The organism is Aeromonas diversa CDC 2478-85, assembly GCF_000819805.1.
Taxonomy (GTDB): domain Bacteria; phylum Pseudomonadota; class Gammaproteobacteria; order Enterobacterales; family Aeromonadaceae; genus Aeromonas; species Aeromonas diversa.
The window spans coordinates 116,388-140,915 of the sequence record NZ_CDCE01000016.1 but is presented as its reverse complement, the minus strand read 5'-3'; the positions used below and the strand labels follow the sequence as shown (position 1 = coordinate 140,915).

Sequence of the window (24,528 nt, the reverse complement as noted above, 5' to 3'; positions counted from 1 at the left end):
CCACCTGCCACTCCAGATCGGCCTCGTGCTGGGCCAGGGAGAAGCGCACCGACGGCCAGGGGTCATCGGGGCGAAACAGCTGGTGCAGCCGCTCACGCTCACGCATCAGGATGACAAACTCCACCACGGCCTGAGCCTCGCTACACCCCTTGAGCACGAAACTGGCGTGACGGTACTCCTCGGGCACCACGAAGCGCCGGTTGGGTTTGAGCATCACAACCGCTCGAGCAGGGCCTGTAGCGGGTGCTTGAGCTTCTCCCCTTCCATGCGCCCCACCTGACTGCGGCACGAGTAGCCGGTGGCGAGACAGCGCTCTTTGGGCAAGCGCGCGAGAGGCTCGGCCCAGCTCAACCCATAGATGGCGCGCGAATGCTCGAGATGGCGGGCATCGTGGCCATAGGTGCCGGCCATGCCGCAGCACCCGACCGCCACCGCCTCGAGACGTGCGCCGAAGCGCTCGAACACCTGCTTCCACTCCTGGGTGCTGGCCGGCAGGGCGGTCTTCTCGGTGCAGTGACCGAACAGGTACCAGGGCTCGTCCGCCGCCGTACTGACCTCGGGCGCCGGCAGGGTCAGCAGCCACTCCTGGGGCAACCATACCTTGAACTCCCCGCGCGCCTCGCCCAGGGCCTTGGCATACTCGTCCCGGTAGCAGAGCACCATGGCCGGATCGACCCCGATGAGCGGCACCCCGAGGCGCGCCACCTTATTGAGGAACTGGGCTGTGTTGGCGGCGGTGCGGGCAAACCCACGCAAGAACCCCTTGACGTGCTGGGGCTTGCCGTTGGGCTTGAAGGGCAGCAGATAAGGCTGATAGCCGAGCTTGTCACACAGGTGCACCAGATCGCGCACCACGGGGGCGTCGTAGTAGCTGGTGAAGGGGTCTTGCACGATCAGCACCACCTTCTGGCGCTGCTCGGCGCTCATGCGCTCCAGCCCCGGCAAGTCAAAGTAGCGCGCCTTGTTGTCGTGCAGCGATTCGGCCAGGGTCGGCACCGACAACAGGGGCACGTCGACCATGCCGAGCACCTTCTCGCTCGCCTTCTGCATCCACTCCTTCTCCAGGAAGAAGTTGACCATACGCGGCGCCTTGGCCATCCAGGGGGTGTAACTCTCCACCGTGCCGACGAAGTAGTCCTTGGGGGCGCGCAGGTAGCGGCTGTGATAGAGCTGCATGAAACGGGAGCGGAAGCTCGGCACGTCCACCTTGATGGGGCACTGGCTGGTGCACGCCTTGCACGCCAGGCACCCCTCCATCGCCTCCATCACCTCATGGGAGAAGTCGTACTGACCGCGCGAGCGGGCCCAGGTGTTGCGCACCTTGTCGACAATCTGCTTGAAGCGCACGCCGCCCGACTGCAGGGCCACCTCCTCGGCGAGGGGATCGAACCCCTGCAGGGCGAGCTGACGCAGCCACTCGCGCATCAGGCCGGCGCGCCCCTTGGGGGAGTGACGCCGGTCGCGGCTCACCTTGACCGAGGGGCACATGGGGGAGTCGGTCTCGAAGGTAAAGCACAGGCCGTTGCCGTTGCAGTCCAGCGCCCGGGTGTAGCTGGTGCGCACCGGCAGCGGGATCTGGCGGTCATACTTGCCGCGCTTGGGCCCATCCACCGACACCAGCTCGGCCTGGCTGCCGAAGGGGGTGCAGATCTTGCCCGGGTTGAGGCGGTTATTGGGATCGAACGCCCCCTTGACCCGCTGCAGCTCTTGCCACAGCTCGCCGAAGAAGGCGGGGCCGTACTCGGAACGGAACCCCTTGCCGTGCTCACCCCACATCAGGCCGCCATATTTGGCAGTCAGCGCCACCACCCGATCCGAGATGCGCCGCAGCATCACCTCCTGCTCGGGATCGCACAAGTCCAGCGCCGGACGCACGTGCAAGACGCCGGCATCCACGTGGCCAAACATGCCGTAGTCGAGGCCGTGCTCGTCGAGCAGGGCACGAAACTCCATGATGAAGTCCGCCAGCGACTCCGGCGGCACCGCCGTGTCCTCGGTGAAGGCGACCGGCTTCTTGCGCCCGTCGGCGTTGCCAAGCAGGCCCACCGATTTTTTGCGCATGGCGTAGATGGCCTCGATGCTCGGCAGATGGTCACACACCTGATAACCGATGATGCCGGCCTCGCCGCGCGCCATCAGCGCGTCGATGCGCCGGCACAGCTCCGTCACCTTGGCGCCGTGGTCGGCTTCATCGAGATCGGCGAACTCGACGATGTTGAGCCCGTCCATCTGCTTGCCCGGCACCTCCTCGATGAGGCTGCGCACCGAGTGCCAGATGATGTCGGCCTTGGCAAGATTGAGCACCTTGGAGTCCACCGTCTCCACCGAGAGGGCCTGGGCCTGCACCATAAAGGGGGCATTTCTGAGCGCAGAGGGGAAGCTGTCGTACTTGACGTTGACCAGGGTGCGATAACGGGGGATCGGCGTGATATTGAGACGCGCTTCGACGATAAAGCCGAGGGAGCCCTCCGAGCCGCACAGCACCCGGCTCACGTCGAGGAGATCCTCGGACGGATCGTAGAGATGCTTGAGATCGTAACCGGTCAGGAAACGGTTGAGCCTGGGGAAGGTCGCCTCGATGTCGGCGCGGCGCTCACGACCGATACGATAGAGGGTGCGGTAGACGTCCCCCTCGCGGCTCTCGAGGGCCAGCTTGTCGGCGAGACGCGCGCCCTTGAGGGGTTCGGTGGCGATGATTTCACCATTTTCCAGCACCGCCTTGAGACCGAGCACGTGATCCGAGGTCTTGCCGTAGACGAGCGACCCCTGCCCCGAGGCGTCGGTGTTGACCATGCCGCCTATGGTGGCGCGGTTGGAGGTGGAGAGATCGGGAGAGAAGAAGAAACCGTGGGGCTTGAGGGCGGCGTTGAGCTGATCCTTGATGACACCGGCCTGCACCCGCACCCACCCCTGCTCGGTATTGATCTCGAGGATCCGATTCATGTAGCGCGAGAGATCGACGATGATGCCGGCGCTTAAAGACTGGCCATTGGTGCCGGTGCCGCCACCGCGGGGAGAGAAGCTGAGCTCGCGATAACGGGACTCCTGCGCCAGGGTCAGCATGTGGCTGATGTCGTCGGCGTCCCTTGGGAAGAGCACCGCCTGGGGCGTCACCTGATAGACGCTGTTATCGGTCGCCATGGCGAGCCGACCCCCATAGGTCTTGTCCACATCCCCCTGAAAACCTCTCGCCGTCAGGGCATCCAAAAATGCGATGACGAGGGGGGACACACTGCCTTGATAATCGAGTCTCGGGATCATGAATCCTTGTTCCCTGCTTGTTTGACCATGTCAGACGACATGCTGCTCCAGCCGGCGCTCCGGCGACCACAATGCGGCGGCATCCACGCCGTCCGACATTCGCTCACATCTTGTTATTCGTCGGCGGGCAGTATACCAGTCACGGCCAAGGCCGGATCAAGCCTGTCAGCGCTTTCCCTGCCGGATTGCCCCTTGGAAGACAAGGGCAGCGGCAGGACTCCCGCTGATTCTTCCCCCGCTCGGCACTCGCCCCCCGACTGGCCCAACCAGATGCACGGTCGCGCCCCGCCAGCCACACAAGCCCTGACCCCCATATAGGGCCTTTCACCGAGTTGTAACAAATATGTAAATGAAGTGACGCCTGTGTCCGGCATAACACGGTCACATTTCATCCGACGACAAGGAGTCATTCATGTACCACGCCCGGTTAGCCCTGCCTCTGCTGCTCACCAGCACCTTCGCCCTGGCCGACACTGACGTCTACCTCACCAATAACGGCCCCGAGCCGGTGCAGATCGAGGTGCGCCACGACGGCCCCCTGCAGGAGGGGAGCCAGTGGACTCAACACCGTCAGGAGCTCGGCCCCTGGGAGCGCGCCATGGTGCTGAGCTTCAACCGCTACGAGGGGGTCAAGGCTGGCCAGATCGATCGCTTCGAGACCCGGGTCACCGCCGCCGATGGCAGCCGTTACTCCCTGAGTCAGGAGATGGTCGGTACCTGGTGGAACACCACCCTGCGCCACGGTGGCGCCACCGATGAGACCCGCTCGGGCTGGCTGTCGGATCGCACCATCCATCGTCTCCCCGGCGCCCGCGAGCTCGCCTTCGCCGCCCGCTTCACCGGGCGTTATGACGATCTCGACTATCAGATCACGGCGCCCCAGAGCGCGCCCACCCCGTCACCCGACGAGGGGCGACTGTCGGTCGCCACCTATAACATCTGGGCCCTTCCCGTCATTGCCAAGAGCATCGGCGAGCGCCTGACCCTGCTGCCATCGCATCTCAAAGGGTACGACGCCCTGCTGCTGCAAGAGGTGTTCGATGGCCGCCGCGACACCTTCTTGCAGGCGCTCGCCAAGGAGTATCCCTACCAGACCAAGGTGCTCGACAAGCCCGGCATCAACATTCACGACGGCGGCGTGGTGATCGTCAGCCGTTACCCCATAGTGCGTGAGGCCCAGTTCGTCTATCCCGACTGCACCGGTACCGACTGCTTCGCCGACAAGGGGGTGGTCTACGCCGAGGTGATCAAAGGGGGCAAGGCCTGGCACCTGTTTGCCACCCACACCGCCGCCTTCGACACCGATGCCGCGCGCGCCACCCGTCAGACTCAGTTCCGCCAGATCCGCGACTTCGCCGCGCGCCTGGCCATTCCCAAGGGGGACTCCGTGCTCTATGGCGGCGACTTTAACGTCAACAAGCGCAAGTTCCCGGACGACTACGCCGGTATGCTGGCAGGTCTCAACGCCCATGAGCCTGGCTATGCCGGTTGGGACGCCACCTTCGATCCCCGCGTCAACGCCTACTCAGGTGGCCTGCTCTCGGGCGGCACCAACGTCGAGTACCTTGACTACGTCATGGTGAGCCAGGATCACGCCCCGGCGAGTGCAAACCGCAATACCGTGTTCATCCCGCGCACCAGCGCCGCCGGGATCTGGCCCGAGAGCAACCTCTCCGATCACTTCCCGATCCACGCCGAGGTGAGCCGATGAACGCGCGCCTGGCGGGCCTCGGCCTCTGCCTGGTCGGTGTCTGGCTGCTCTGGCCGGCCGACGGCCCGGCGCGGGTCGGTGCGGCGTCCACGGCCCCGGCGCCCGAGGTGCAGGCTCAGCCCTTCATCCCTGCGAGGAGCGAGGCCGGCAGGCCGGCCGGCGCGGCACCAGTGCCCGCCATCGACCCGGCAGCCTCGGCCCTCACGCCTGCGTCCCTGCCGGCCCTGAGCGCCGAGCAGGAGGAGCGCCTCGCCGAGGAGGCACAATCCAGCGACACCCCTCTGGCCGACAAGATGGCCACCCTGTCAGCCCTGCTCGGCGGCGAGCCTTCGGCCCTGCTGGTGCAGGGGCGCTACGCCCTGGAGCTGGATGCTCTCGCCGAGGCCACCCAAGGGCTGCCCCTGGTCGAGCGGCTGACGGCCTTGAGCGAGCTGCAGGACAGGTGGGTGCAGGACGAGCCGGCGCTGAGCGCCGATCTCTTCAATCCCGCCGCCCGCCTGCAGCAGGCGCGCCAGCTCTGGCCCGATGACCCAGTGGCGCCGATGGCTCGCCATTTTCTGCCGAAGGAGCAGGCCGAGGCCACCCTCGCCTTCGAGGCCACTCAACAGGCCCAGCGGACCGAGCGCCAACACTACCAGGAGGCCTTGGCCGAGCTGGAGGCGAGCCTAGCCCTGCGCCGGGACGCCATGGATGAGGCGAGCTGGCAGGCCGAGCGAGAGGAGGCCATAGGGCGATTTCGGCGTGACTTCTTCACGCCCCGCCCGCCCATGCAACCCTGATCAGAGAGGGGGCCTGGCCCCCTCATGTTCGGCGTATTGCTGCGAATAATGCAGCACTGCTTTGTATTTCGTGGCCTTTTTCACCACAGCCTACCCACCTATGCTGGGACCCTCTGTTTGACACCTCTCGAGGCTTCCAATGCAACCCGATCCCCTCTTCTTCCCCCTGCGCCTCGGCCCGCTTGCCCTGGCCAACCGCATCGTCATGCCGCCCATGACCCGCTCGCGCGCCGCCCAGCCCGGCGACGTGGCCACCGAACTGATGGCCACCTACTATGCCCAGCGCGCCGGCGCCGGTCTCATCGTGAGCGAAGGCACCCAGATCTCCCCCCTCGGCAAGGGCTACGCCTGGACTCCCGGCATCCATAGCCCAGAGCAGGTGGCCGGCTGGCGCACCGTGACCGATGCGGTGCACGCCAACGGGGGCGCCATCTTTGCCCAGCTCTGGCACGTGGGGCGCGTCACCCACCCGGACAACATCGGTGGCGCCCAGCCGGTCAGCGCCTCGGCCCTGCGCGCCGAGGGGGTGCGGGTGTTTGTGGACAAGGAGGGCGCCCCCGGTTTTGTGGAAACAGTGACCCCACGCGCCCTTTCGGTCCAAGAGATTGCCGACGTGGTGCAGGAGTTTCGCCAGGCGGCCCGCAACGCCATGGCGGCGGGCTTTGACGGCATCGAGCTGCACGGGGCCAACGGTTATCTCATCAACCAGTTCCTCGACTCCGAGTCCAACACCCGCACCGACCGCTACGGCGGCGCCCTCGACAACCGCCTGCGCTTCCTGCGCGAGGTGGTCGAGGCGGTCGGCGCCGAGATCGGCATGGAGCGGGTCGGCGTGCGTCTGGCGCCACTCACCACTCTCAACGGCACGGTCGACGCCGATCCCGAGCAGACCTACACCGCCGCCGCGCGCCTGCTCGGCGAGCTCGGCGTGGTCTACCTGCACATCGCCGAGGCAGACTGGGACGACGCTCCCATGATGCGGGGCGACTTCAAGCAGGCTCTGCGCGCGGCCTATCCGGGCGCCCTCATCTACGCCGGCAAATACGACGCGGCGCGAGCCCGCGCCGCCATCGCCGAGGGTTGGGCCGACCTGGTGGGCTTTGGTCGCCCCTTCGTCGCCAACCCGGATCTGCCGGAGCGGATCCGCCGCGATCAACCCTGGGCCCAGCACGATCCGGCCACCCTGTTTGGCGGCGACGCCAAGGGACTGACCGATTACCCCAAGGCCGATGGCTCGGCCGCCTGATACGCTCACTGGATATGAACAGCAGGCCCGCGGGCCTTATCACGAGGAGAGAGCATGCACCCCATCACCACCCAAGGCTGGTGCTGGCACGCCCCGGGCGAGCCGGACACCCTGACCCTGACCGACCTCACCCTGCCCGCTCCCGGCCCCGGCGAGGTACTGGTGGAGAACCGCGTCATCGCCATCAACCCGGTGGACTGGAAACTCATCGAGTGGGGCCACGGCGCCTGGCAGGCGGGCCAGGTGCCCGGGGTCGACGGCATGGGGGTGATCGCAGCCCTGGGCGAAGGGGTGAGCCACCTGCGCCTCGGCAGCCGGGTCGCCTACCACACGGATCTGCGCCGCCACGGCAGCTTCGCCCGCCACACCTGCGTCCCGGCGCGCGCCCTGCTGGCAGTGCCGGACGCCCTCTCGGACGAGGCGGCCGCCGCCTTCCCCTGCCCCGGGCTCACCGCCTGGCAGGCGCTGGCCAAGCTGCCCGCCCTGGAGGGGGAGGCGCTGCTCATCACTGGCGCCGCCAGCAACGTGGGACGCTACGCCATCGCCCTGGGCCGCAAGCGCGGCGCCCGGCTGTTTGCCTCGGCCGAGGCCCGCCATCACGAGGCCCTGCGCCGCCTCGGGGTCACGGTAGCCGACTACCACGACGCCAACTGGCTGGCGACCCTGCTGGCGGCCAACGGTGGCGAGCCGTTCCACGCCGCCATCGATCTGGTCTCAAGCGCCCAGGCCGCCGAGCTGTGCCACGCCCTTGGCTACTACGGTCATCTGGTCGCGGTGCTGGGGCGAATCGAGCAGAGCCCGCTCCCCCCCTTCAGCCGCTGCCTCTCCCTGCACGAGATAGCCCTCGGCGCCCAGCACGCCCATGGCTCGGACCGGCAGTGGCAGCAGTTGGTGCGGGCGGGAGAGTCGATGCTCGCGGCCATGGTGAGCGGCGCCATGCCGACCGCCCCGCTGGCCCTGCGCAACTTCACCGCCCTGCCGGCAGCGCTGGCCGAGGCCAAGCAGCAGGGGCGCGGGCGAAAATTCCTGCTCACGCTGTGATCCCGTGCAACCAGCCCCCGCACTGCGTGGCCTCTGGTGACGCGAGGTGCCCTAGAGGGCGCCGAGGGAGAGACTGGATTTGAGAAAGTCGAGCCAGACACGCAGGCGCGGATCGCGCTGGGTGTCGGAGTAGAAGACGGCATTGATCGGGCGTGAGGCGCCGCTGTTGGCGCTGGCCAGCACCTCGACCAGGGCCCCGCTGGTCCTATCCTCGCCGGTCATAAAGTCGGACAGGCAGACGATCCCCTCCCCGGCCAGGGCCAGCTGGCGCAGGGTCTCGCCGCTGCTGGCGCGCAGGCCGAGGGTCACCGGCAGGCGGTCCCCCAAGGCCGAGCGAAGGGGCCAGTGATTGAGGTGATCGGGTGCGATAAATCCAAGCAGGGTGTGCCGCTCCAGATCCGTGACGGCGCCGGGCACCCCGCACCGGGCGAGGTAATCCGGCGACGCCAGCAGGCGAATGCGCGTGCGCCCGAGAGGCATGGCGCGCAGGGAGGAGTCCTCCAGCTCGCCGATGCGGATGGCCACATCGACCCGGCGCTCCATCAGGTTGATAAAGCCCTCCGAGCTGTGCAGCTGCAGCTCGATGCCGGGGTAGCGCGCCCGAAAGCGCCCGATGAGGGGCACCAGCTGGTGCAGGATGAAGGGAGTGGCGGCGTCGACCCGCAGGATCCCCTCGGGCTGCTCGCGGCGCATCAGGAGCGTCCCCTCCACCTCGGCCATCTCGGCGATGATAGTGAGCGCCTTCTGATAGAGCCAGGCCCCCTCTTCGGTCAGGCCCAGGCGCCGGGTGGTGCGGTTGAGCAGCACGGTGGCCAGTTTTTGCTCGAGGCGTTTCACGCCCCGGCTGAGGGCAGAGTTGTCGATGCCGAGGTTGTCGGCCGCCTGGCGAAAACTGCCCGCCTCCACCACGGCCACGAACAGCATCAGCTCATCGGAGTGGATCTTCATCAAAAAGGAGTTCCATGCAATAGTATCAGGGCTTTATATCGCCTCAGTCAGGGTCATGACAAGCCGTCACCCCTGCCGTCCACGTCTCATCTCTAGGAGCTCGCCGTCATGGATGCCCCCCATCGCGATCCCGTTCGCCGCCTGACCCTCAGCCTCGTCCTCCTGGCCCTGGTGGTCCTCGTCTATGTGCTGTTTGCCCAACGTCTCACCCCCTTGAGTCGGGAGGGCAGCGTACAGGCTTTTCTGATCCGCATCGCCCCCGAGGTGGCCGGCAAGGTGAGCGCCGTCGAGGTGAGCGACAACAGCCAGGTGGCCGCCGGCGCCCCCCTGTTTCGCATCAATCCGGATCCCTATCGCATCGCCCTGGCTCAGGCCGAGGCCCATGTCTCGAGCGTAGGGCAGGCGATCGGCGCCGACACCGCCGCGGTGCAGACCGCCCAGGCCCGCATGGTGCAGGCCAAGGCGGCGCGCGATAACGCCGCCGACAACGCGGCCCGGGTGCTGGAGCTGGCGCGCCGTGGCGTCATGTCAGCCGCCCAGCGGGATCAGGCCAGCGCCACCCTGGCCCAGGCCGAGGCCGCCCTCACTGCCAGCGAGGCCGATCTGCTGCGCGCCCGCCAGAGCCTGGGTCCGCAGGGGGAGGAGAACCCCCGCCTCAAGGAGGCGATGGCCACCCTGGCCAAGGCACGCCTGGATCTGATGCGCACCACAGTGGTGGCCCCCAATCAGGGCGCCATCACCAATATCCAGTTGGCACCCGGCCAATATGCGGCCGTGGGCACCCCGGCCATGACCTTTATCGACACAGGCGCAATCTGGATCACCGCCATGCTCGATGAGAACGCCCTCGAGTATCTCAAGGCGGGGCAGCCGGCCGAGGTCTTGTTCGATGTGCTGCCCGGGCGAGTCTTCAAGGCCCGCCTCGAGAGCCTGGGCTTTGGCAGTGCCGGCAGCCTGGGCACCGATCAGAGCACGGGTCTGCTGATGGCCCCCAGCGGCAAACAGGCCGGACGCCAGTTCCCCGTCACCCTGGTGCTGGACGAGCCGCTGCCGCGCGGTTTGCGCTATGGCTCCCAGGCGACCGTGCTCTTCTACCCGGGCAAGAGCGCCGGGATGGAGTGGGTTGGCGGCCTCTGGCTGCGCGTACTGGCCCAGCTCTCCTATCTCGCATGAGCGGGCAAACATGGCGCCATGGGGCACTGCGTCTCGGGATAGTCCCCATGGTGGCGCTTACCACCGAGATGCTGGGCGGGACAAGCCTGCCCATGCTCACCCCCATCTTCACCGTTATCCTGTTGCTGCTGATGCCGGGGCGCCCTCCCCTGTCTCTTCTGGCAAAGTTGCTGCTCGTGGTGCTGCTCTGCAGCGCCCTCATCGGCCTGATGGCCCGCCTGACCGGCAGCAACCTCTTCGCCTTCTGGCTGACCATGATTGCGCTGGTGGTGGCCCTCTTTGCCCGCCTGGAGCGAGATCCGGCCGATCTGGTGGGGCTGCTCGGCCTCATCGTCACCACCATAAGCCTGGTACTGGTGCCGAGCGATCCGGGCTGGCCCCTGGCCATCGCCCCCCTGATGGGCGGTGCCATCGTCAAGGCCGTTCTCTGGACTCTCTTCGCCTTCGCCCTCTGGCCGCGCCCCTGGCCCAGCTGGCCAGCCCCGTCGCCGGCGACGGCCAACGCCCCTTCATCGTGGCGGGTGCTTGGCAAGAGCGCCGCCCTGCTGTTGGCCGTGGCCCTGGCCATCGCGGCGCAGGATCAGAGCGCCATCCTCATCGGCGCCACCCTGGCCAATCTGCTGCGGGCCAATGATCCCACCCTGACCCGCAGCAATGCTCGCACCCTGCTCACCGCCAACCTGCTGGGCGCCCTGGTGGCCCTGCCCCTGGTGCTGATCATCTGGTTGTTACCCAGCCCCCCCTTCGCCCTGCTCTGCGCCCTGGCGGCCAGCCTCTGGCTCTCGGGGCGCCTGGCCTGCGGCTGGCCCATCCCCGTCATCCAGAGCGCCATGACGGTGCTGCTGACCCTGCTGGCCAGCCTGTTGCCAAGCCAGAGCCTGATGGCCATGGGGGATCGCCTCCTGACCGTGCTGCTCACCGTGCTCTACTGCGCCCTGGTGATGCGGCTGCTGCATCCGGCTTCGGCCCTCAGGGAGGCATCCTGACCACAGGGCACCCCGCTCAACGCGATTAGCCCCCCTGAGTCTGGTTTGCCGCCGCGCTGCCAGATGCCCCATGATGAAGCGGTCACGACACGGAGGATCCATGACCAGTCCCTTCTCGCCCCTCGAATGGCGCCGTATCAACCTGGCCCGCCAGGGGCTGCTCACGGCACCGGGCGATCTGCTCGCCACGGTGCGGCGGCTTGGCTACGTGCAGATAGACTCGATCAACGTGGTCGAGCGCGCCCATCACCATGTGCTGCACTCGCGCCTGCCGGGCTATCAGCCCGGGCAGCTCGACGCCGCTCTCGCCCGTGGCGAGCTGTTCGAGTATTGGTCTCACGCCGCCGCCTACCTGCCCATGGAGGACTACCGCTTCAGCCTGCCGCGCAAACTGGCCCTGCGCGATGGCCAGCGCCACTGGTTCGAGCGCGAAAGCGCCGTGATGGATCAGGTGCTCGGCCGCATCCGCGAGCAGGGCCCGTGCAAGGCGAGCGACTTCGAGCACGCCGGTCACAAGGGGGGCTGGTGGGAGTGGAAGCCGGCCAAGAAGGCCCTCGAGCAACTCTTCATGGAGGGGACGCTGATGGTGGTGCGGCGGGAGAAGTTTCAGAAGGTGTTCGACTTGACCGAGCGGGTACTGCCGGCAGGCATCGACACTCGCCCCCCCGATGACGAGGCGTTTGCCCGCCATCTGGCCGAGCGCTATCTCGCCGCCCACGGCTATGGCAGCCTCAAGCAGATGGGGTATTTGCGCCGCAACGTGCAGACGCCCCTCAAGGCGGCGCTGGCGGCCATGGAGGAAGAGGGTCGACTCGAGAGCTTCAGCGCCGGACGCGAGCGCTACTGGTTCGAATCCGATCTCTGTGCCCCCACCGAGGTACCCAACCGGGTGTGGCTGCTCAACCCGTTCGATAACCTGCTCATCCAGCGTGAGCGGCTGCGCCACTGGTTCGAGTTTGACTACCAGCTGGAGGTCTACCTGCCCGAGCCCAAGCGCCGTTTTGGCTACTACACCCTGGCGGTGCTCTGGGGCGAGCACTTCATCGGCCGTCTCGACGTCAAGGCCGAGCGCGCCAGCGGCAAGCTGCTGCTGAGAAACCTGGTGCTGGAGCCCGCCGCCTATCAGGAGGATGGCCGGCTGCACGACTTCCTGCCGGCCCTCGAGCAGGCGTTGGCCGACTACGCCGCCTTCAACGGCTGCCAGCGCTGGAAGCTGGAGCGCTGCAGCGACCCCCAGCTAAAACGCCACTACAGCCGCCAGCAGTGGATCTCATAGCGGGGTGGCGATGGCCCAATGTCGGCTTGAGAAACAGACAGAAGAGAGAGCAAAGCGGAAGCGTTTCAGACTACGCCTTCTGGTCCACACAGCGTGGATGACCAGAGGGAAAAGGGGAGATAAGCGATTGATATTCCAGAAATGGAGGCGGCCCCACCAGCCACATCCCGGCACTCGAGTCCCCCGCCTTGGCTGCTTCCTTCCGGACCTGACCAGGTAGACGGGTTATCGATGCGAGAGGACCAATGGGGCCACCATCGAACGCGGTGCAGTCTAACAGAGCGCCCCTTCAATGCAACGGCTTTTTGCCCTCAACGGGCGCGTTCGTCTGCTTTTTCAGCAAGTTGGCATGACAGGCGCAAAAGATCAGCTAAAGAGCATAAATTTCGCCCCCACCAGCAGCAGCAGGCAGGCAAAGCCCTGCTTGAGCCGCTTGGGGGGCAGACGATGGGCCAGCCTGGCGCCGATGCGGGCAAACTGGGTGCTGGTGAGCACGATCCCCAGGAGCGCGGGCAGATAGACATAACCCACCGACCACTCGGGCAGATCGGTGCGTCCCCAGCCGGCATAGAGGTAGGAGAGGCTGCCCGAGAAGGCGATGGGAAGGCTGCAGGCGGCCGACACCGCCACGGCCCGGCTCATGGGCACGCTGCACCACGCCAGATAGGGCACGGTGAGCGAGCCGCCGCCGATACCGAAGATGGCCGACATCCAGCCTATCACCAGACCCGCGACCCCGTTGCCCGCCCGTCCGGGCAGCGGACGTCCCCCCTTGGGCTGCAAGGAGAGCCCCATCTGCAGTGCCATGGTCCAGGCGAAGACACCGATGACCAGATTGAGGGTTGCCGCCGGCAGCTGGCTGGCGGTGAGGCCCCCGAGCCAACCCCCCAGGATCATGCCGAGGGCAAGCTGACGGATGAGGGGCCAGTCCACCACCCCGCGTTTTTGATGGGCGCGCAGGGAGCTCACGCCGGTGAAGATCATGGTGAGCATGGAGGTGCCCAGCGCCAGATGGGTGATGACGTCGGGGGCGACGCCTTGCAGACGGAAGGTGGCGACCAGCACGGGTACTATGATGAGGCCCCCGCCGATACCGAACAGGCCGGCGAGCAAGCCGGCGCAGGCCCCCAGCAACAGATACCCGAGAAACAGCATGACGATTCCTTGCACACAAACGAGACGGGATGGCATCAGCCATCCCGTCATTGTGCCGCTTAACTGAGCGGAATGGTACCGTCCACCACCTTGTAGAGGGCCAGCACCGCAAAACCGAGCAGGGCCGCCGTCATCCCCTGCTCGAGGCGGTTCATGCCGCGCAGGCCGTGATGCTGACGCGCCTTCCAGTAGATGAAGATCCCCGGGCTATAGAGCAGGGCCACCAGCAGCAGGTACTCGATCCCCGCCGCGTAGACCAGCCAGCAGCCGTAGCCGGTGGCGATCAGGGCCAGCAGCATGTCGCGCTTGCGCTGGTGCGGCTGCCCCTCGTAGGTCTGTCCCGAGAGCGCCAGCTTGAGGCCGTAGGCGCCGGAGAAGACGTAGGGCACCAGGGCGGCGGCGGTGGCGATGTTCACCAGCGCCAGATAGGTGGAGCTCTGGAAGTAGATGATGATGAGGAAGAACTGCACCAGGGCGGCGGAGCACCAGAGCGACACCTGGGGCGAGCCGTTCTTGTTCTCTCGGGAGAACCACTCGGGGAAGACGCCGGTCTTGCCCGCGATATAGGGCACCTCGGCCGCGAGCACGGTCCAGCTCAGCAGGGCCCCCATCACCGAGATGACCAAGCCGATGTTGATCAGCCAGGCGCCCCAGGGACCGACCACCTTCTCGAGGATCAGGGCGGTGGAGGGGTTCTTGAGGGCCGCCACTTCCGGCTGGCTCATCACGCCCAGGGTGAACAGGGTCACCATGACGTAGAGGGCCAGGGCGCCGAGCAGGGCCAGCACGGTGGCGCGTCCCACGTCGCGGCGATGACGGGCGCGGGCCGAGACCACCACGGCCCCCTCGATGCCGATGAAGACCCACAGGGTCACCTTCATGGTGGACTTCACCTGCTCGAGCACGGAGCCAAGCTCCGGAGTCTGTTGGCCCCAGACGTCGAGGGTGAAGGTCTCCATGTGGAAGGCGAGCAGGATCGCCACGCAGAAGACGATGAGGGGCACCATCTTGGCGATGGTGGTCACCACGTTGACCATGGCGGCCATCTTCACCCCCTTGAGCACCAGGGCGTTAACCGACCAGATGAGCAGGGAGGCAAATACGATGGAAACCGGCGTGTTGCCATCCCCGAAGATGACCCGATCCGGGGTGTCGAAGAAGTAGCTCAGGGCGCTGAAGACCACCACGGCATAGGAGACGTTGGCCAGCAGCTGGCAGATCCAGTAGCCCCAGGCGGCGTTAAAGCCGATGAAGTCGCCAAATCCCGCCTTGGCGTAACTGAAGATGCCGCCATCGAGATCCGGGCGACGCATGGAGAGCGACTGATAGACCAGTGCCAGGCAGATCATGCCAAGACCGGTGACGAGCCAACCGATGGCGATGGCGCCAACGCCGGCATGGGAGGCGATATTCTGTGGCAGGCTGAAGACGCCGGCGCCGACCATGGAGCCAATGACCAGGGAGACGAGGGCGCCAAGACCCAGTTTATTATCCATCTCTGTCCCGTTGCTTGCTGTGGCAGCGATTGACGTTCCTATTCAATCCACTCGCACTGAAGAAGGCAAACCCCGCTCCGGGGCCCGTGAAAAGGGCGGCAACTATATTGCATGATTATGCCGACCGCAACGGTCATCACACCAAATCGAACCGCGCTTGATCGGGCGCAATTTTACAGCAATGACTCCGCCTGCCTGTGACAGGGGTCAAATTCGACAAGATCGCCTGACATTTCACACAGTTGTAATTTAAGCGCAGAGATGGCATGGGAAACGGCTGCATGGCCATGCAGCCGCCTACCATGGTCATTCAGAGGCGCAGGCCGCCGTCGATCTCGATCATGCGCCCGCTCAGGTAGTCGTTATGCAGGATAAAGCGCACCGTGTCGGCGATCTGGGCCGCCTCACCGAGCCGGCCGACCGGGATCGCCTGACGCATCCGCTCCATCGCCTCGGGCTTCATGGCCGCCGTCATGTCGGTGGCAAACACCCCGGGGGCGATGCCCATCACGCGAATGCCGTAGCGAGACAGCTCACGGGCCCAGGTCACCACCAGAGCCGCCACCCCCGCCTTGCTCGCCGCATAGTTGCTCTGACCCATGTTGCCGGCGCGAGCGATGGAGGAGACGTTGATGATGACGCCGCCCCCGGTCCCGCTCATCAGGGCCGCCGCCTCGCGGCCACACAGGAAGGTACCGGTGAGGTTCACGTCGATGACCGCCTGCCACTGGGCCAGCGACAGCTTCTCGAGGGGGTGGCCGTCGCGGCGTTTGACGAGCAGGCCGTCGCGCAGGATCCCGGCGCAGTTGATAAGCCCGCTGAGGGGGCCAAGCTCGCCGAGGCGGGCGAAGGCCCCCTCCACCTCGGCCTCATCGGCCACGTTGCAGGGCAGCAGGTGCGCCTCTCCTCCCCGGCTCTCCACCTCGGCCTGGGTCACCTCGAGATCGCTGCGATTGACGTCGAGCAGCGCCAACCTGGCGCCCTCGGCCGCCAGCGCCAGGGCGATGGCCCGCCCCAGCCCCCGGCCGGCGCCGGTCACCGCGATCAGCTTGTCATGAATGTCCATGCTTACTCCTCTCTATGCTCGGGACCACGATAGAGCCGCTGAATGCTGGAAAAATCGAGGGCCTCGTTGCCCCACTGGGCGTGGAGCTGGAACAGGTTGCGCGCGGCGGCGCCGAGCGGCACCGGACTCTTGGCGTGCTCGGCCAGCGCCATGGCGAGCCCCAGATCCTTGACCATGAGGCGGGTCATGAAGCCCCCCTGATAGTCGCGCGAGGCCGGGGCGCTCTCCATCACACCGGGCCAGGGGTTATAGCGCTCGAGGCACCAGTTATTGCCCGAGCTCTTGCCCATGATGGTCGAGAGCACGGCGGGATCGAGCCCCTCGCGCACCCCGAGGGCGAGTGCCTCGGCGGTGCCCGCCATCTGGATGGCGAGCAGCATGTTGTTGCACATCTTGGCGATCTGCCCTGCGCCAAGGGGGCCGGCGTGAAACAGGTTTTGCCCCATGGCCGCGAGCACGACCCTGGCCGCCTCCACGTCGGGCGCCTCGCCCCCCATGATGAAGGTCAGGGTCCCGGCGCGGGCCCCGGCGGTGCCGCCGGAGACAGGTGCGTCCACAAAGCGCAGCCCGCGCGCCCGCGCCGCCTCGCCCACGGCGCGGGCCGAGGCGACGTCGATGGTCGAGCTGTCGATGACCAGGGCGCCGGCCGGCAGGGCACCGAGCAGATCGTCGCCGAGCCAGAGGCCGGTGACGTGCTGGCCCGCCGGCAACATGGTGATGGCCACCTCACAGTCCGCGACCGCCTCGCGGGCGTTGGCCGCCACGATGCAGCCGGCGGCCGCCGCCTCGGCCAGATGTTCGGCCAGCAGATCGAAGACCCTAACCTCATGCCCGGCACGGACCAGGTTGGCGGCCATGGGGCCGCCCATGTTACCAAGACCGATAAAACCTATGTTCATTCTCTCTCCTTAGGCCTGGTGGGCCAGGGGATTGGCCCCGCTGCGCCAGCGCCACATGTCGGCCAGCCAGTCGGCGGGCACCTCCCCCTGAGTGGCGAAACGCCAGCGCGGGGACTTGTCCTTGTCGATGAGCAGGGCGCGAACCCCTTCCAGAAAATCCCCCTCCAGCACGCAGTTGACCGAGAGGGTGAGCTCCTCGGCAAACACCCCGGCCAGCGACAGGTGGCGGGCATGCCCGTATTGCTGCCAGGCGATGGCCCGGCTGATGGGGCTGCCGCCACGGCAGCTGGCCTGGGCGGAGGCCAAGGCCGGCCAGGGCGCAAGATCGGCGGCAAACAGGCGCACCAGGATCCCATCGAGGGAGCGGCCAGCCATCAGCGTCTCTATCTGCTCCCTGTGGGGCAGCAGCAGAGGCTCGGGCGCCGGCATCCTCTCCCCGAGGCGATCGATCAGGCCGAAGAGGGCCTCATCGAGCGCCTCCCCCTCGAGCCGCCAGTCCAACGCCTGCAACCGCTCCTTGAGCTCAGCGCGGCGCGCCGCCGGGATCAGCGCATCGGCCATCCCGAGGGCCAGGGCATCGCTGCCGTTAAAACGGGCCCCGGTGAGACCGAGCCAGAGCCCGAGCCGCCCCGGCATGCGCGACAGGAACCAGCTGCCGGCCACGTCCGGGTAGAGACCTATGCTCACCTCGGGCATGGCGAGCAGGCTCTGCTCGGTCAGAATGCGAAAACGGGCCCCCGCCAGCAGACCGATGCCGCCGCCCATGACGATGCCATGACCCAGGCATAGGATGGGCTTGGGGTAGGTATGAATGGCGTGATCGAGCCGATATTCCTGCTCGAAAAAATCGGTGGCGTACTCCCCGAGCACACTCACCGGCTGCTCCTGGGCCAAGTGGTAGAAGGAGCGAATATCGCCACCGGCGCAAAACGCCTTCTCACCGCCTTCCAACCAGACGGCGCGTACCGTCGGATCGCTGGCCCACTGCCCCAGCTGCTGCGCCAGGGTGCGGATCATCGGCAGGCTCAAGGCGTTCAGAGAGGCCGGGGCGTCGAGGGTCAGGACACCGACTCGTTCTCCTGCCGGCAGCGGCACATAGCTGACATGGATGGTCATCAGGCGCTCCTTGTCTCAGTAGTGCCAGCGGGGCGGGCGTTTTTCGAGGAAGGCCTGCACCCCCTCCTGCTGATTGGGATCGTCAAACAGGGTGAGGAAGGCCTCACGCTCCAGGGGCAGCGCCTCGTCACGGGGACGCCGGCGCCCCTGATCGATGAGCCCCTTGCAGGCACGCAGGGCCGCCGGGCTCTGCTGGGCGGCGTGACCCGCCATGCGCCGGGCGGCATCGGCGCCGTGCCCGGTCTGCACCACCTGCTCCACCAGCCCGATTTCGTAGGCCAGCGAGGCATCGACCCGCTCGCCGCACAGGATCATGCGCTTGGCCCAGCCCGGGCCCACCAGCTCGGTGAGGCGCTGGGTGCCGCCGGCGCAGGGGAGCAGCCCCACCGACGCCTCGGGCAGGGCCAGCACCGCCTGCTGCTCGGCGATGCGGATGTCACAGGCGAGCGCCAACTCGAGCCCACCGCCCATGGCAAAGCCGTTGATGGCGGCAATGGTGACGCCGGGGAAGGTAGCCAGGGCGTTGAAGGCCTGGCCAAAGACCTCGCCCACCTCGCGCGCCAACCCCTTGTCATCGCCGGCAAACTGCTTGAGATCGGCCCCGGCGCAGAAGAACTTGTCACCGTTGCCGCTCAGCACCAGAGCCACCACCTCGGGGCGGCTCCTCACTTCGTGCAACACGTGGGCGAAGGCTTGCAATCCGTGCAGCGTCCAGGTGTTGGCGGGGGGGTGGTCCAGGGTCAACAGGGCGGTGTGACCGTGATACTCCACATGGATCCTTGTCATCATGGGGCATTTACTCCAGGCTGAGCCCCTGCTCGCTGAGCAGGCGGCGGGCAATGATGAGGCGCATCACCTCGTTGGTTCCCTCCAGAATGCGGTGCACCCGGGTATCGCGCAGGTAGCGCTCGAGGGGGTAATCGCGGGTATAACCATAGCCACCGAACAGTTGCAGCGCCTCGTCGCAGATCTTGAAGCCGATGTCGGTCGCAAAGCGCTTGGCCATGGCGCACCAGGCGCTCTTGTCTGGGGCCTGGGCGTCGAGTCTGGCCGCAGCCTGGCGCACCAAGAGGCGCGCCGCGGCGAGCTCGGTCGCCATGTCGGCCAGGCGAAACTGCACGCTCTGAAATTCGCTGATCGGGTGCCCGAATTGCTCGCGCTCCTTCACATAGGCGAGCGCATCGTCGAGGGCCCGCTGGGCGGTACCCACAGAGCAGGTGGCGATGTTGATGCGCCCGCCATCGAGCGCCTGCATGGCGAACTTGAACCCCTCGCCCTCCTGGCCCAGGCGAAATGCGGCGGGCACCCTGACCCCTTCGAAGATCACCTCGCGGGTCGGCTGGCTGTTCCAGCCGAGCTTCTCCTCGGCCTTGCCGTAGCGCACGCCCCTTGTCTCGGCCGGCACCATGAAGGCGGAGATCCCCCCCGCCCCAGGCCCACCGGTGCGGGCCATCACCACCAGCACGTCGGTGCTGCCGGCGCCCGAGATGAAGACCTTGCTGCCGTCGATGAGGTACTCCTCCCCCTCGCGCACCGCTCGGGTCTTGAGGGCGGCGGCATCCGAGCCGGCCCCCGGCTCGGTGAGGCAGTAAGAGCCGAGCAGCTCGCCACTCGCCAGGCGCGGCACCCAGGCGGCGGCCGTCGCCTCGGGCAGCCACTGCCCCAGCATCCAGCTCACCATGTTGTGGATGGTGAGATAGGCGGTGGTCGAGGTGCAACCCATGGCGAGCTGCTCGAAGATCAGGCTGGCATCGAGGCGGGGCAGCCCCAGGCCACCGTGATCCGGTGTGGTATAGAGGCCGCAGAAGCCGAGCTCGGCCGCCCCCTTGATGGTCTCGATGGGGAACTCATGCTCCCGATCCCAGCGCGCCGCGTGGGGGGCCAGGGCCTCCTCGGAGAAGGCGGCCGCCGCCGCGATAAAGGCGTTCTGATCCTCGGTGGGTCTAAAGTCCATGTCTGCTCCTCAGCGCAGGGTGATGGTGAGATTGGGGCCGACGGCCGACTCGTCGTCGAACCAGCGCTCGGTGACCGTCTTGGTCTCGGTGTAGAAGCGCACCGCCTGCTTGCCATAGGCGTGCAGATCCCCGTAGAAGGAGCCGCGCCAGCCGGTAAACGAGAAGAAGGGAAGCGGCACCGGGATGGGCACGTTGATCCCCACCTGGCCCACCGCTACCTCGTGGCGGAAGTGACGCGCCGCAGCGCCGCTGCCGGTAAAGAGCGAGGTGCCGTTGCCATAGGGGTTGGCATTGATAAGCGCGATGGCCTGCTCCAGGCTCTCCACCTCCATGCAGGCGAGCACCGGGCCGAAGATCTCCTCCCGGTAGAGCCCCATCTCTGTGGTCACGCCGCGAAACAGAGTGGGCCCCATCCAGTTGCCCTCGGGGTAGCCGGGCACTTCCACCGAGCGGCCATCCACCAGGCACTCGGCCCCCTCACGGACGCCGGCCTCAATGAGACCCGCCACGCGCGCCTTCGCCCCCTGGCTGATGAGGGGGCCATAGGCCGCCCCCTCGTCATTCCAGGGGCCCGGACGCACCGCGCGAAACGCCTCGGCCAGCTCGGGGATCCAGTCACGGGCCGCCCCGACGAAGACCGCCACGCTGATGGCCATGCAGCGCTGGCCGGCGGCGCCGACTCCGGCCCCCACCAGGTTGCTCAGCACCTGACTCTTGTTGGCATCGGGCAGGATCACCATGTGATTCTTGGCACCGACGAAACACTGGGCCCGCTTGAGGTGTTGGGTGGCGGTGCGGTAGACATGGGCCCCGACCCGGGCCGAGCCGACGAAGCTCACCGCCTTGATGAGGGGGTGGGTAAGCAACCGATCCACCTGCTCCCCCTTGCCGTGAATGACGCTGAGGATGCCATCCGGGGCACCGGCCTCCTTGAAGAGCTCGGCCAGGCGCATGGGAGTGAGGGGATCCTGCTCGGAGGGTTTCAGCACGAAGCCGTTGCCACAGGCGATCGCCAGCGGAAACATCCAAAGCGGGATCATGGCCGGGAAGTTAAAGGGGGTGATGCCGGCGCACACCCCGAGCGGCTGCATCCAGGAGTGACCATCCACCCCGCGGGCCACGTTGCCCAGGGTCTCCCCCATCATCTGGCTGGCGACGCCGGAGGCTTGCTCCACCACCTCGATGCCGCGCCACACGTCCCCCTTGGCGTCGGCCAGAGTCTTGCCGGTCTCCTGGGCCAGCAGCTCGGCCAGCTCGTCGTGGTGCTCCTTGAGCAGGTGGGCGAAACGCATCATCACCCGCGCCCGCTCCGGAGCCGGCACCTGTGACCAGCTGCGCTGGGCCTCGGCCGCGCTCTGGATGGCCAGCTCCACCTCATCGCCGGTGGCGCAGGGAACTCGCGCCAGCAGGCGCTGGTCGAGGGGACTGTGAACGGGCAACCACTGATCGCTTTGGGACGGCACGGCATGCCCCCCGATGAGCAGGGGCAGGTCGCCAAAACGGGAAGGTAACGGACTGGCCATGGCAAGGCTCCTCATGGAAATTTACCTTAGACTAACAACTGATTTACGTTTACGCTAACGTAAACTTACCCTTGGATTGGACGGACCAGTTGGGGTCATTCAGACCCGGCTGTCACCCTGGGCGCCCATCCTCATGACTCACGGAGAGAGAACCCATGCATGACGACAGCCTCGCCCCCCTGATCGATCAGGTGGAAGCCTTCTGCCAGAAGCGGATCGCCCCGCGCGCCGCCGAGATCGACGCGAGCAACCAGTTCCCCCGCGATCTCTGGCCCGAGCTCGGCGAGCTGGGACTGCACGGCATCACGGTGGCCGAGGAGTACGGCGGGGTGGCACTGGGCTATCTCGCCCACGTCATGGTGATGGAGCAGGTGAGCCGGGCCAGCGCCTCGGTGGGCCTCTCCTACGGCGCCCACTCCAACCTCTGCATCAACCAGATCCACCGCCACGGCACGCCGGAGCAAAAGGCCAAATACCTGCCGGAGCTGGTGAGCGGCCGCCACGTGGGGGCGCTCGCCATGAGCGAGCCGGGCGCCGGCTCCGATGTGGTGAGCATGCGTCTGACCGCCCTGCGTGACGGGGATGACTTCATTCTCAATGGCAACAAGATGTGGATCACCAACGGCCCCGATGCCGAGGTATTCGTCATCTACGCCAAGACAGATCCGGCCGCCGGCCCCAAGGGGATCAGCGCCTTCATCGTGGAGAAGGGCACCCCGGGCTTTAGCACCGCCCAGAAGCTCGACAAGCTCGGCATGCGTGGCTCGAACACCTGCGAGCTGGTGTTCGACCAATGCCGGGTGCCCGCCGCCAACCTGCTCGGCGCCCTGGGGGGCGGTGTGCGGGTGCTGATGAGCGGTCTCGACTACGAGCGCATCGTGCTCGCCGCCGGCCCCCTGGGCATCATGCAGGCCTGCATGGACGTGGTGCTCCCCTATGTGCGCGAGCGCAAGCAGTTCGGCCAACCCATCGGCGAATTCCAGCTGGTGCAGGGCAAGCTCGCCGACATGTACACCCGTCTGGCCAGCGCCCGCGCCCTGGTCTATTCGGTGGCCCGCGACTGCGACGCCGGGCGCACCAGCCGCAAGGATTGCGCCGCCGCCATCCTCTACGCCGCCGAGAGCGCCACCCAGATGGCCCTCGATGCCATCCAGCTGCTCGGGGGCAACGGCTACATCAACGACTACCCGACCGGGCGCCTGCTGCGCGACGCCAAGCTCTACGAGATAGGCGCAGGCACCTCGGAGATCCGCCGCTGGCTCATCGGCCGGGAACTGATGGGAGAGGCATGATGGCGCACCTTCTCTCCAGCCTCGACACCCGCGCTCCCGACTTTATGGAGAAGCAAGCCGCCATGGCGGCCCTGGTGGCCGATCTCGACGCCCGGCTCACCGCCGTGCGTCAGGGGGGCGGCGCGACCAACAACGCCCGCCATCAGGCCAGGGGCAAGCTGCTGCCCCGGGAGCGACTGCTGCATCTGCTTGATGCGGGCTCCCCCTTTTTGGAACTCTCCCCCCTGGCGGCCCATGAGGTCTATGACGAGCCGGTGCCCGCCGCAGGCATCATCACAGGGATCGGTCGCATTGAGGGGCGCCTGTGCATGCTGGTGGTCAACGACGCTACCGTGAAGGGGGGCACCTACTACCCGCTGACGGTGAAAAAACACCTGCGGGCCCAGGCCATCGCCGAGCGGCTGCACCTCCCCTGCCTCTATCTGGTCGACTCGGGCGGCGCCTTCCTGCCGATGCAGGACGAGGTGTTTCCGGACCGGGATCACTTCGGGCGCATCTTCTACAACCAGGCGCGCATGTCGGCCCAGGGGATCCCCCAGCTCGCCGTGGTGATGGGGCTGTGCACCGCCGGCGGCGCCTATGTGCCGGCCATGGCCGACGAGTCCATCATGGTGAAGAATCAGGCCACCATCTTCCTCGCCGGCCCCCCGCTCGTTAAGGCGGCCACCGGCGAGGAGATCAGCGCCGAGGCGCTCGGGGGTGCCGAGGTGCACTGCGCCCTCTCGGGGGTGGCGGATCACCTGGCCCGCGACGATGCCCATGCCCTCGCCCTGGCCCGCACCCTGGTGAGCCATCTGCCTGGCGATGACAGTGAGCCGCCCCTTTACGCCGAGCCGCGCTACCCCATCGAGGATCTCTACGGCCTGGTGGGCACCAGCCTCAAAAAACCGGTCGAGGCGCGGGAGATCATCGCCCGCCTGGTGGATGACTCGGCGTTCGACGAGTTCAAGGCGCGCTTTGGCACCACCCTGGTGACCGGCTTCGCCGCCATCTGCGGCATGCCGGTCGGGATCCTCGCCAACAACGGGGTGCTGCACAGCGACAGCGCCCAGAAGGGGGCCCACTTCATCCAGCTCTGCAACCGGCGCGGCATCCCATTGCTGTTTTTACAGAACATCACCGGCTTCATGGTGGGCAGCGCCGCCGAACATGGCGGCATCGCCAAGCACGGGGCCAAGCTGGTCACGGCGGTGGCCTGCAGCCGGGTGCCCAAGCTCACCTTGATCACAGGTGGCAGCTTCGGCGCCGGCAACTACGGCATGGCCGGGCGCGCCTTCGAGCCCGACTTCCTCTTCAGCTGGCCCAACAGCCGCATCTCTGTGATGGGGGGAGAGCAGGCCGCCGGCGTGCTGACCCAGGTACGCCTGGACAAGCTGGCCGCCGAGGGGCGCCTCCCCGGGGATCAGGAGATAGAGGCCATTCGCCGCCCCGTGCTCGAGCAGTACGAGCGTCAGGGCCACCCCTATTACGCCAGCGCCCGCCTGTGGGATGACGGGGTGATCGATCCTGCCGACAGCCGGATTGTGCTGGCCCTGGCCCTGGCCGCCTGCCGCCAGCGTCCGCTGGGCGACGAGCGTTACGGCATCTTCCGCATGTAAAGGAGGC

19 protein-coding genes, 1 other RNA gene and 1 pseudogene are annotated in these 24,528 nt (G+C 67.0%); 9 read left to right on the top strand and 12 right to left on the bottom strand.

From position 1 onward, the window contains the following. Positions 1-214, bottom strand: a pseudogene (locus BN1121_RS19900) (hypothetical protein); the annotation flags it as partial. Continuing rightward, positions 214-3,261 carry a D-2-hydroxyglutarate dehydrogenase YdiJ gene (gene ydiJ / locus BN1121_RS04050; RefSeq protein ID WP_005361566.1) on the bottom strand — a complete coding sequence of 1,016 codons (3,048 nt, stop codon included), beginning with the start codon at positions 3,259-3,261 and terminating at the stop codon, positions 214-216. The pseudogene BN1121_RS19900 and the gene ydiJ, both read right to left, overlap by 1 nt. 412 nt (positions 3,262-3,673) lie before the next feature. On the opposite strand from ydiJ, the gene BN1121_RS04045 reads away from it, so the two are divergent. From BN1121_RS04045 to BN1121_RS04030, 4 genes are all read left to right on the top strand, one after another. Further along, the gene (locus tag BN1121_RS04045; RefSeq protein WP_005361564.1) at positions 3,674-4,972 is read left to right on the top strand and encodes a sphingomyelin phosphodiesterase; all 1,299 of its coding nucleotides are present in this window, start codon (positions 3,674-3,676) and stop codon (positions 4,970-4,972) included. Then, a complete protein-coding gene (locus tag BN1121_RS04040) occupies positions 4,969-5,751 on the top strand; it encodes a hypothetical protein (RefSeq protein WP_005361562.1) in 783 nt (260 codons plus the stop codon). The genes BN1121_RS04045 and BN1121_RS04040 overlap by 4 nt, the downstream gene beginning before the upstream one ends. A gap of 139 nt (positions 5,752-5,890) precedes the next feature. Further along, positions 5,891-6,997: an alkene reductase gene (locus BN1121_RS04035; protein ID WP_005361561.1), complete on the top strand. Its 1,107-nt coding sequence runs from the start codon at positions 5,891-5,893 to the stop codon at positions 6,995-6,997. A 54-nt stretch (positions 6,998-7,051) separates the two neighbouring features. Continuing rightward, entirely contained in the window at positions 7,052-8,038 is a 987-nt protein-coding gene (locus BN1121_RS04030) for an alcohol dehydrogenase catalytic domain-containing protein (protein ID WP_005361559.1), read from the top strand. Between the two features lie 51 nt (positions 8,039-8,089). Here BN1121_RS04030 and BN1121_RS04025 read toward each other — a convergent pair whose 3' ends face one another. Next, positions 8,090-8,986 (bottom strand): LysR substrate-binding domain-containing protein, encoded by an 897-nt coding sequence (locus tag BN1121_RS04025; RefSeq protein WP_005361557.1) that lies wholly within the window; start codon positions 8,984-8,986, stop codon positions 8,090-8,092. Positions 8,987-9,094: 108 nt separating this feature from the next. On the opposite strand from BN1121_RS04025, the gene BN1121_RS04020 reads away from it, so the two are divergent. The 3 genes from BN1121_RS04020 (at position 9,095) to BN1121_RS04010 (ending at position 12,421) form a co-directional block, all read left to right on the top strand. Then, on the top strand, positions 9,095-10,159 hold the full coding sequence (locus tag BN1121_RS04020; protein WP_005361555.1) for an HlyD family secretion protein: 1,065 nt from the start codon (positions 9,095-9,097) through the stop codon (positions 10,157-10,159). Beyond that, the gene (locus tag BN1121_RS04015; RefSeq protein WP_043597303.1) at positions 10,156-11,145 is read left to right on the top strand and encodes a DUF2955 domain-containing protein; all 990 of its coding nucleotides are present in this window, start codon (positions 10,156-10,158) and stop codon (positions 11,143-11,145) included. Before BN1121_RS04020 ends, BN1121_RS04015 begins: the two co-directional genes overlap by 4 nt. A gap of 100 nt (positions 11,146-11,245) precedes the next feature. Continuing rightward, complete coding sequence (locus BN1121_RS04010) at positions 11,246-12,421, top strand: winged helix-turn-helix domain-containing protein (protein WP_043597299.1); 1,176 nt, start codon at positions 11,246-11,248, stop codon at positions 12,419-12,421. Between the two features lie 151 nt (positions 12,422-12,572). Here BN1121_RS04010 and ffs read toward each other — a convergent pair. The 9 genes from ffs to BN1121_RS03970 form a co-directional block, all read right to left on the bottom strand. Continuing rightward, positions 12,573-12,669: signal recognition particle sRNA small type (ffs, locus tag BN1121_RS19195), an RNA gene on the bottom strand. A 118-nt stretch (positions 12,670-12,787) separates the two neighbouring features. Further along, a complete protein-coding gene (locus BN1121_RS04005) occupies positions 12,788-13,576 on the bottom strand; it encodes a sulfite exporter TauE/SafE family protein (protein WP_043597296.1) in 789 nt (262 codons plus the stop codon). Positions 13,577-13,635: 59 nt separating this feature from the next. Further along, positions 13,636-15,072: a basic amino acid/polyamine antiporter gene (locus tag BN1121_RS04000; protein ID WP_005361899.1), complete on the bottom strand. Its 1,437-nt coding sequence runs from the start codon at positions 15,070-15,072 to the stop codon at positions 13,636-13,638. A 310-nt stretch (positions 15,073-15,382) separates the two neighbouring features. Next, positions 15,383-16,138 carry an SDR family oxidoreductase gene (locus tag BN1121_RS03995; protein WP_005361897.1) on the bottom strand — a complete coding sequence of 252 codons (756 nt, stop codon included), beginning with the start codon at positions 16,136-16,138 and terminating at the stop codon, positions 15,383-15,385. A 2-nt stretch (positions 16,139-16,140) separates the two neighbouring features. Continuing rightward, positions 16,141-17,037, bottom strand: a complete 897-nt coding sequence (mmsB, locus tag BN1121_RS03990; RefSeq protein ID WP_005361896.1) for a 3-hydroxyisobutyrate dehydrogenase — start codon at positions 17,035-17,037, stop codon at positions 16,141-16,143. Positions 17,038-17,046: 9 nt separating this feature from the next. Continuing rightward, positions 17,047-18,153, bottom strand: coding sequence for an enoyl-CoA hydratase/isomerase family protein (locus tag BN1121_RS03985; RefSeq protein ID WP_005361894.1), 1,107 nt, complete (start codon positions 18,151-18,153; stop codon positions 17,047-17,049). A gap of 15 nt (positions 18,154-18,168) precedes the next feature. Next, positions 18,169-18,939, bottom strand: coding sequence for an enoyl-CoA hydratase (locus BN1121_RS03980; RefSeq protein ID WP_043597334.1), 771 nt, complete (start codon positions 18,937-18,939; stop codon positions 18,169-18,171). 10 nt (positions 18,940-18,949) lie between these two features. Then, complete coding sequence (locus BN1121_RS03975; protein WP_043597293.1) at positions 18,950-20,107, bottom strand: acyl-CoA dehydrogenase family protein; 1,158 nt, start codon at positions 20,105-20,107, stop codon at positions 18,950-18,952. Between the two features lie 9 nt (positions 20,108-20,116). Continuing rightward, on the bottom strand, positions 20,117-21,631 hold the full coding sequence (locus BN1121_RS03970) for a CoA-acylating methylmalonate-semialdehyde dehydrogenase (protein ID WP_005361877.1): 1,515 nt from the start codon (positions 21,629-21,631) through the stop codon (positions 20,117-20,119). 155 nt (positions 21,632-21,786) lie between these two features. Between BN1121_RS03970 and BN1121_RS03965 the strand changes: the two genes are divergently transcribed. Both BN1121_RS03965 and BN1121_RS03960 read left to right on the top strand, forming a co-directional pair. Continuing rightward, complete coding sequence (locus tag BN1121_RS03965; RefSeq protein WP_005361871.1) at positions 21,787-22,923, top strand: isovaleryl-CoA dehydrogenase; 1,137 nt, start codon at positions 21,787-21,789, stop codon at positions 22,921-22,923. Continuing rightward, entirely contained in the window at positions 22,923-24,521 is a 1,599-nt protein-coding gene (locus BN1121_RS03960; RefSeq protein ID WP_005361858.1) for a carboxyl transferase domain-containing protein, read from the top strand. The genes BN1121_RS03965 and BN1121_RS03960 overlap by 1 nt, the downstream gene beginning before the upstream one ends. Positions 24,522-24,528 lie beyond the last annotated feature (7 nt).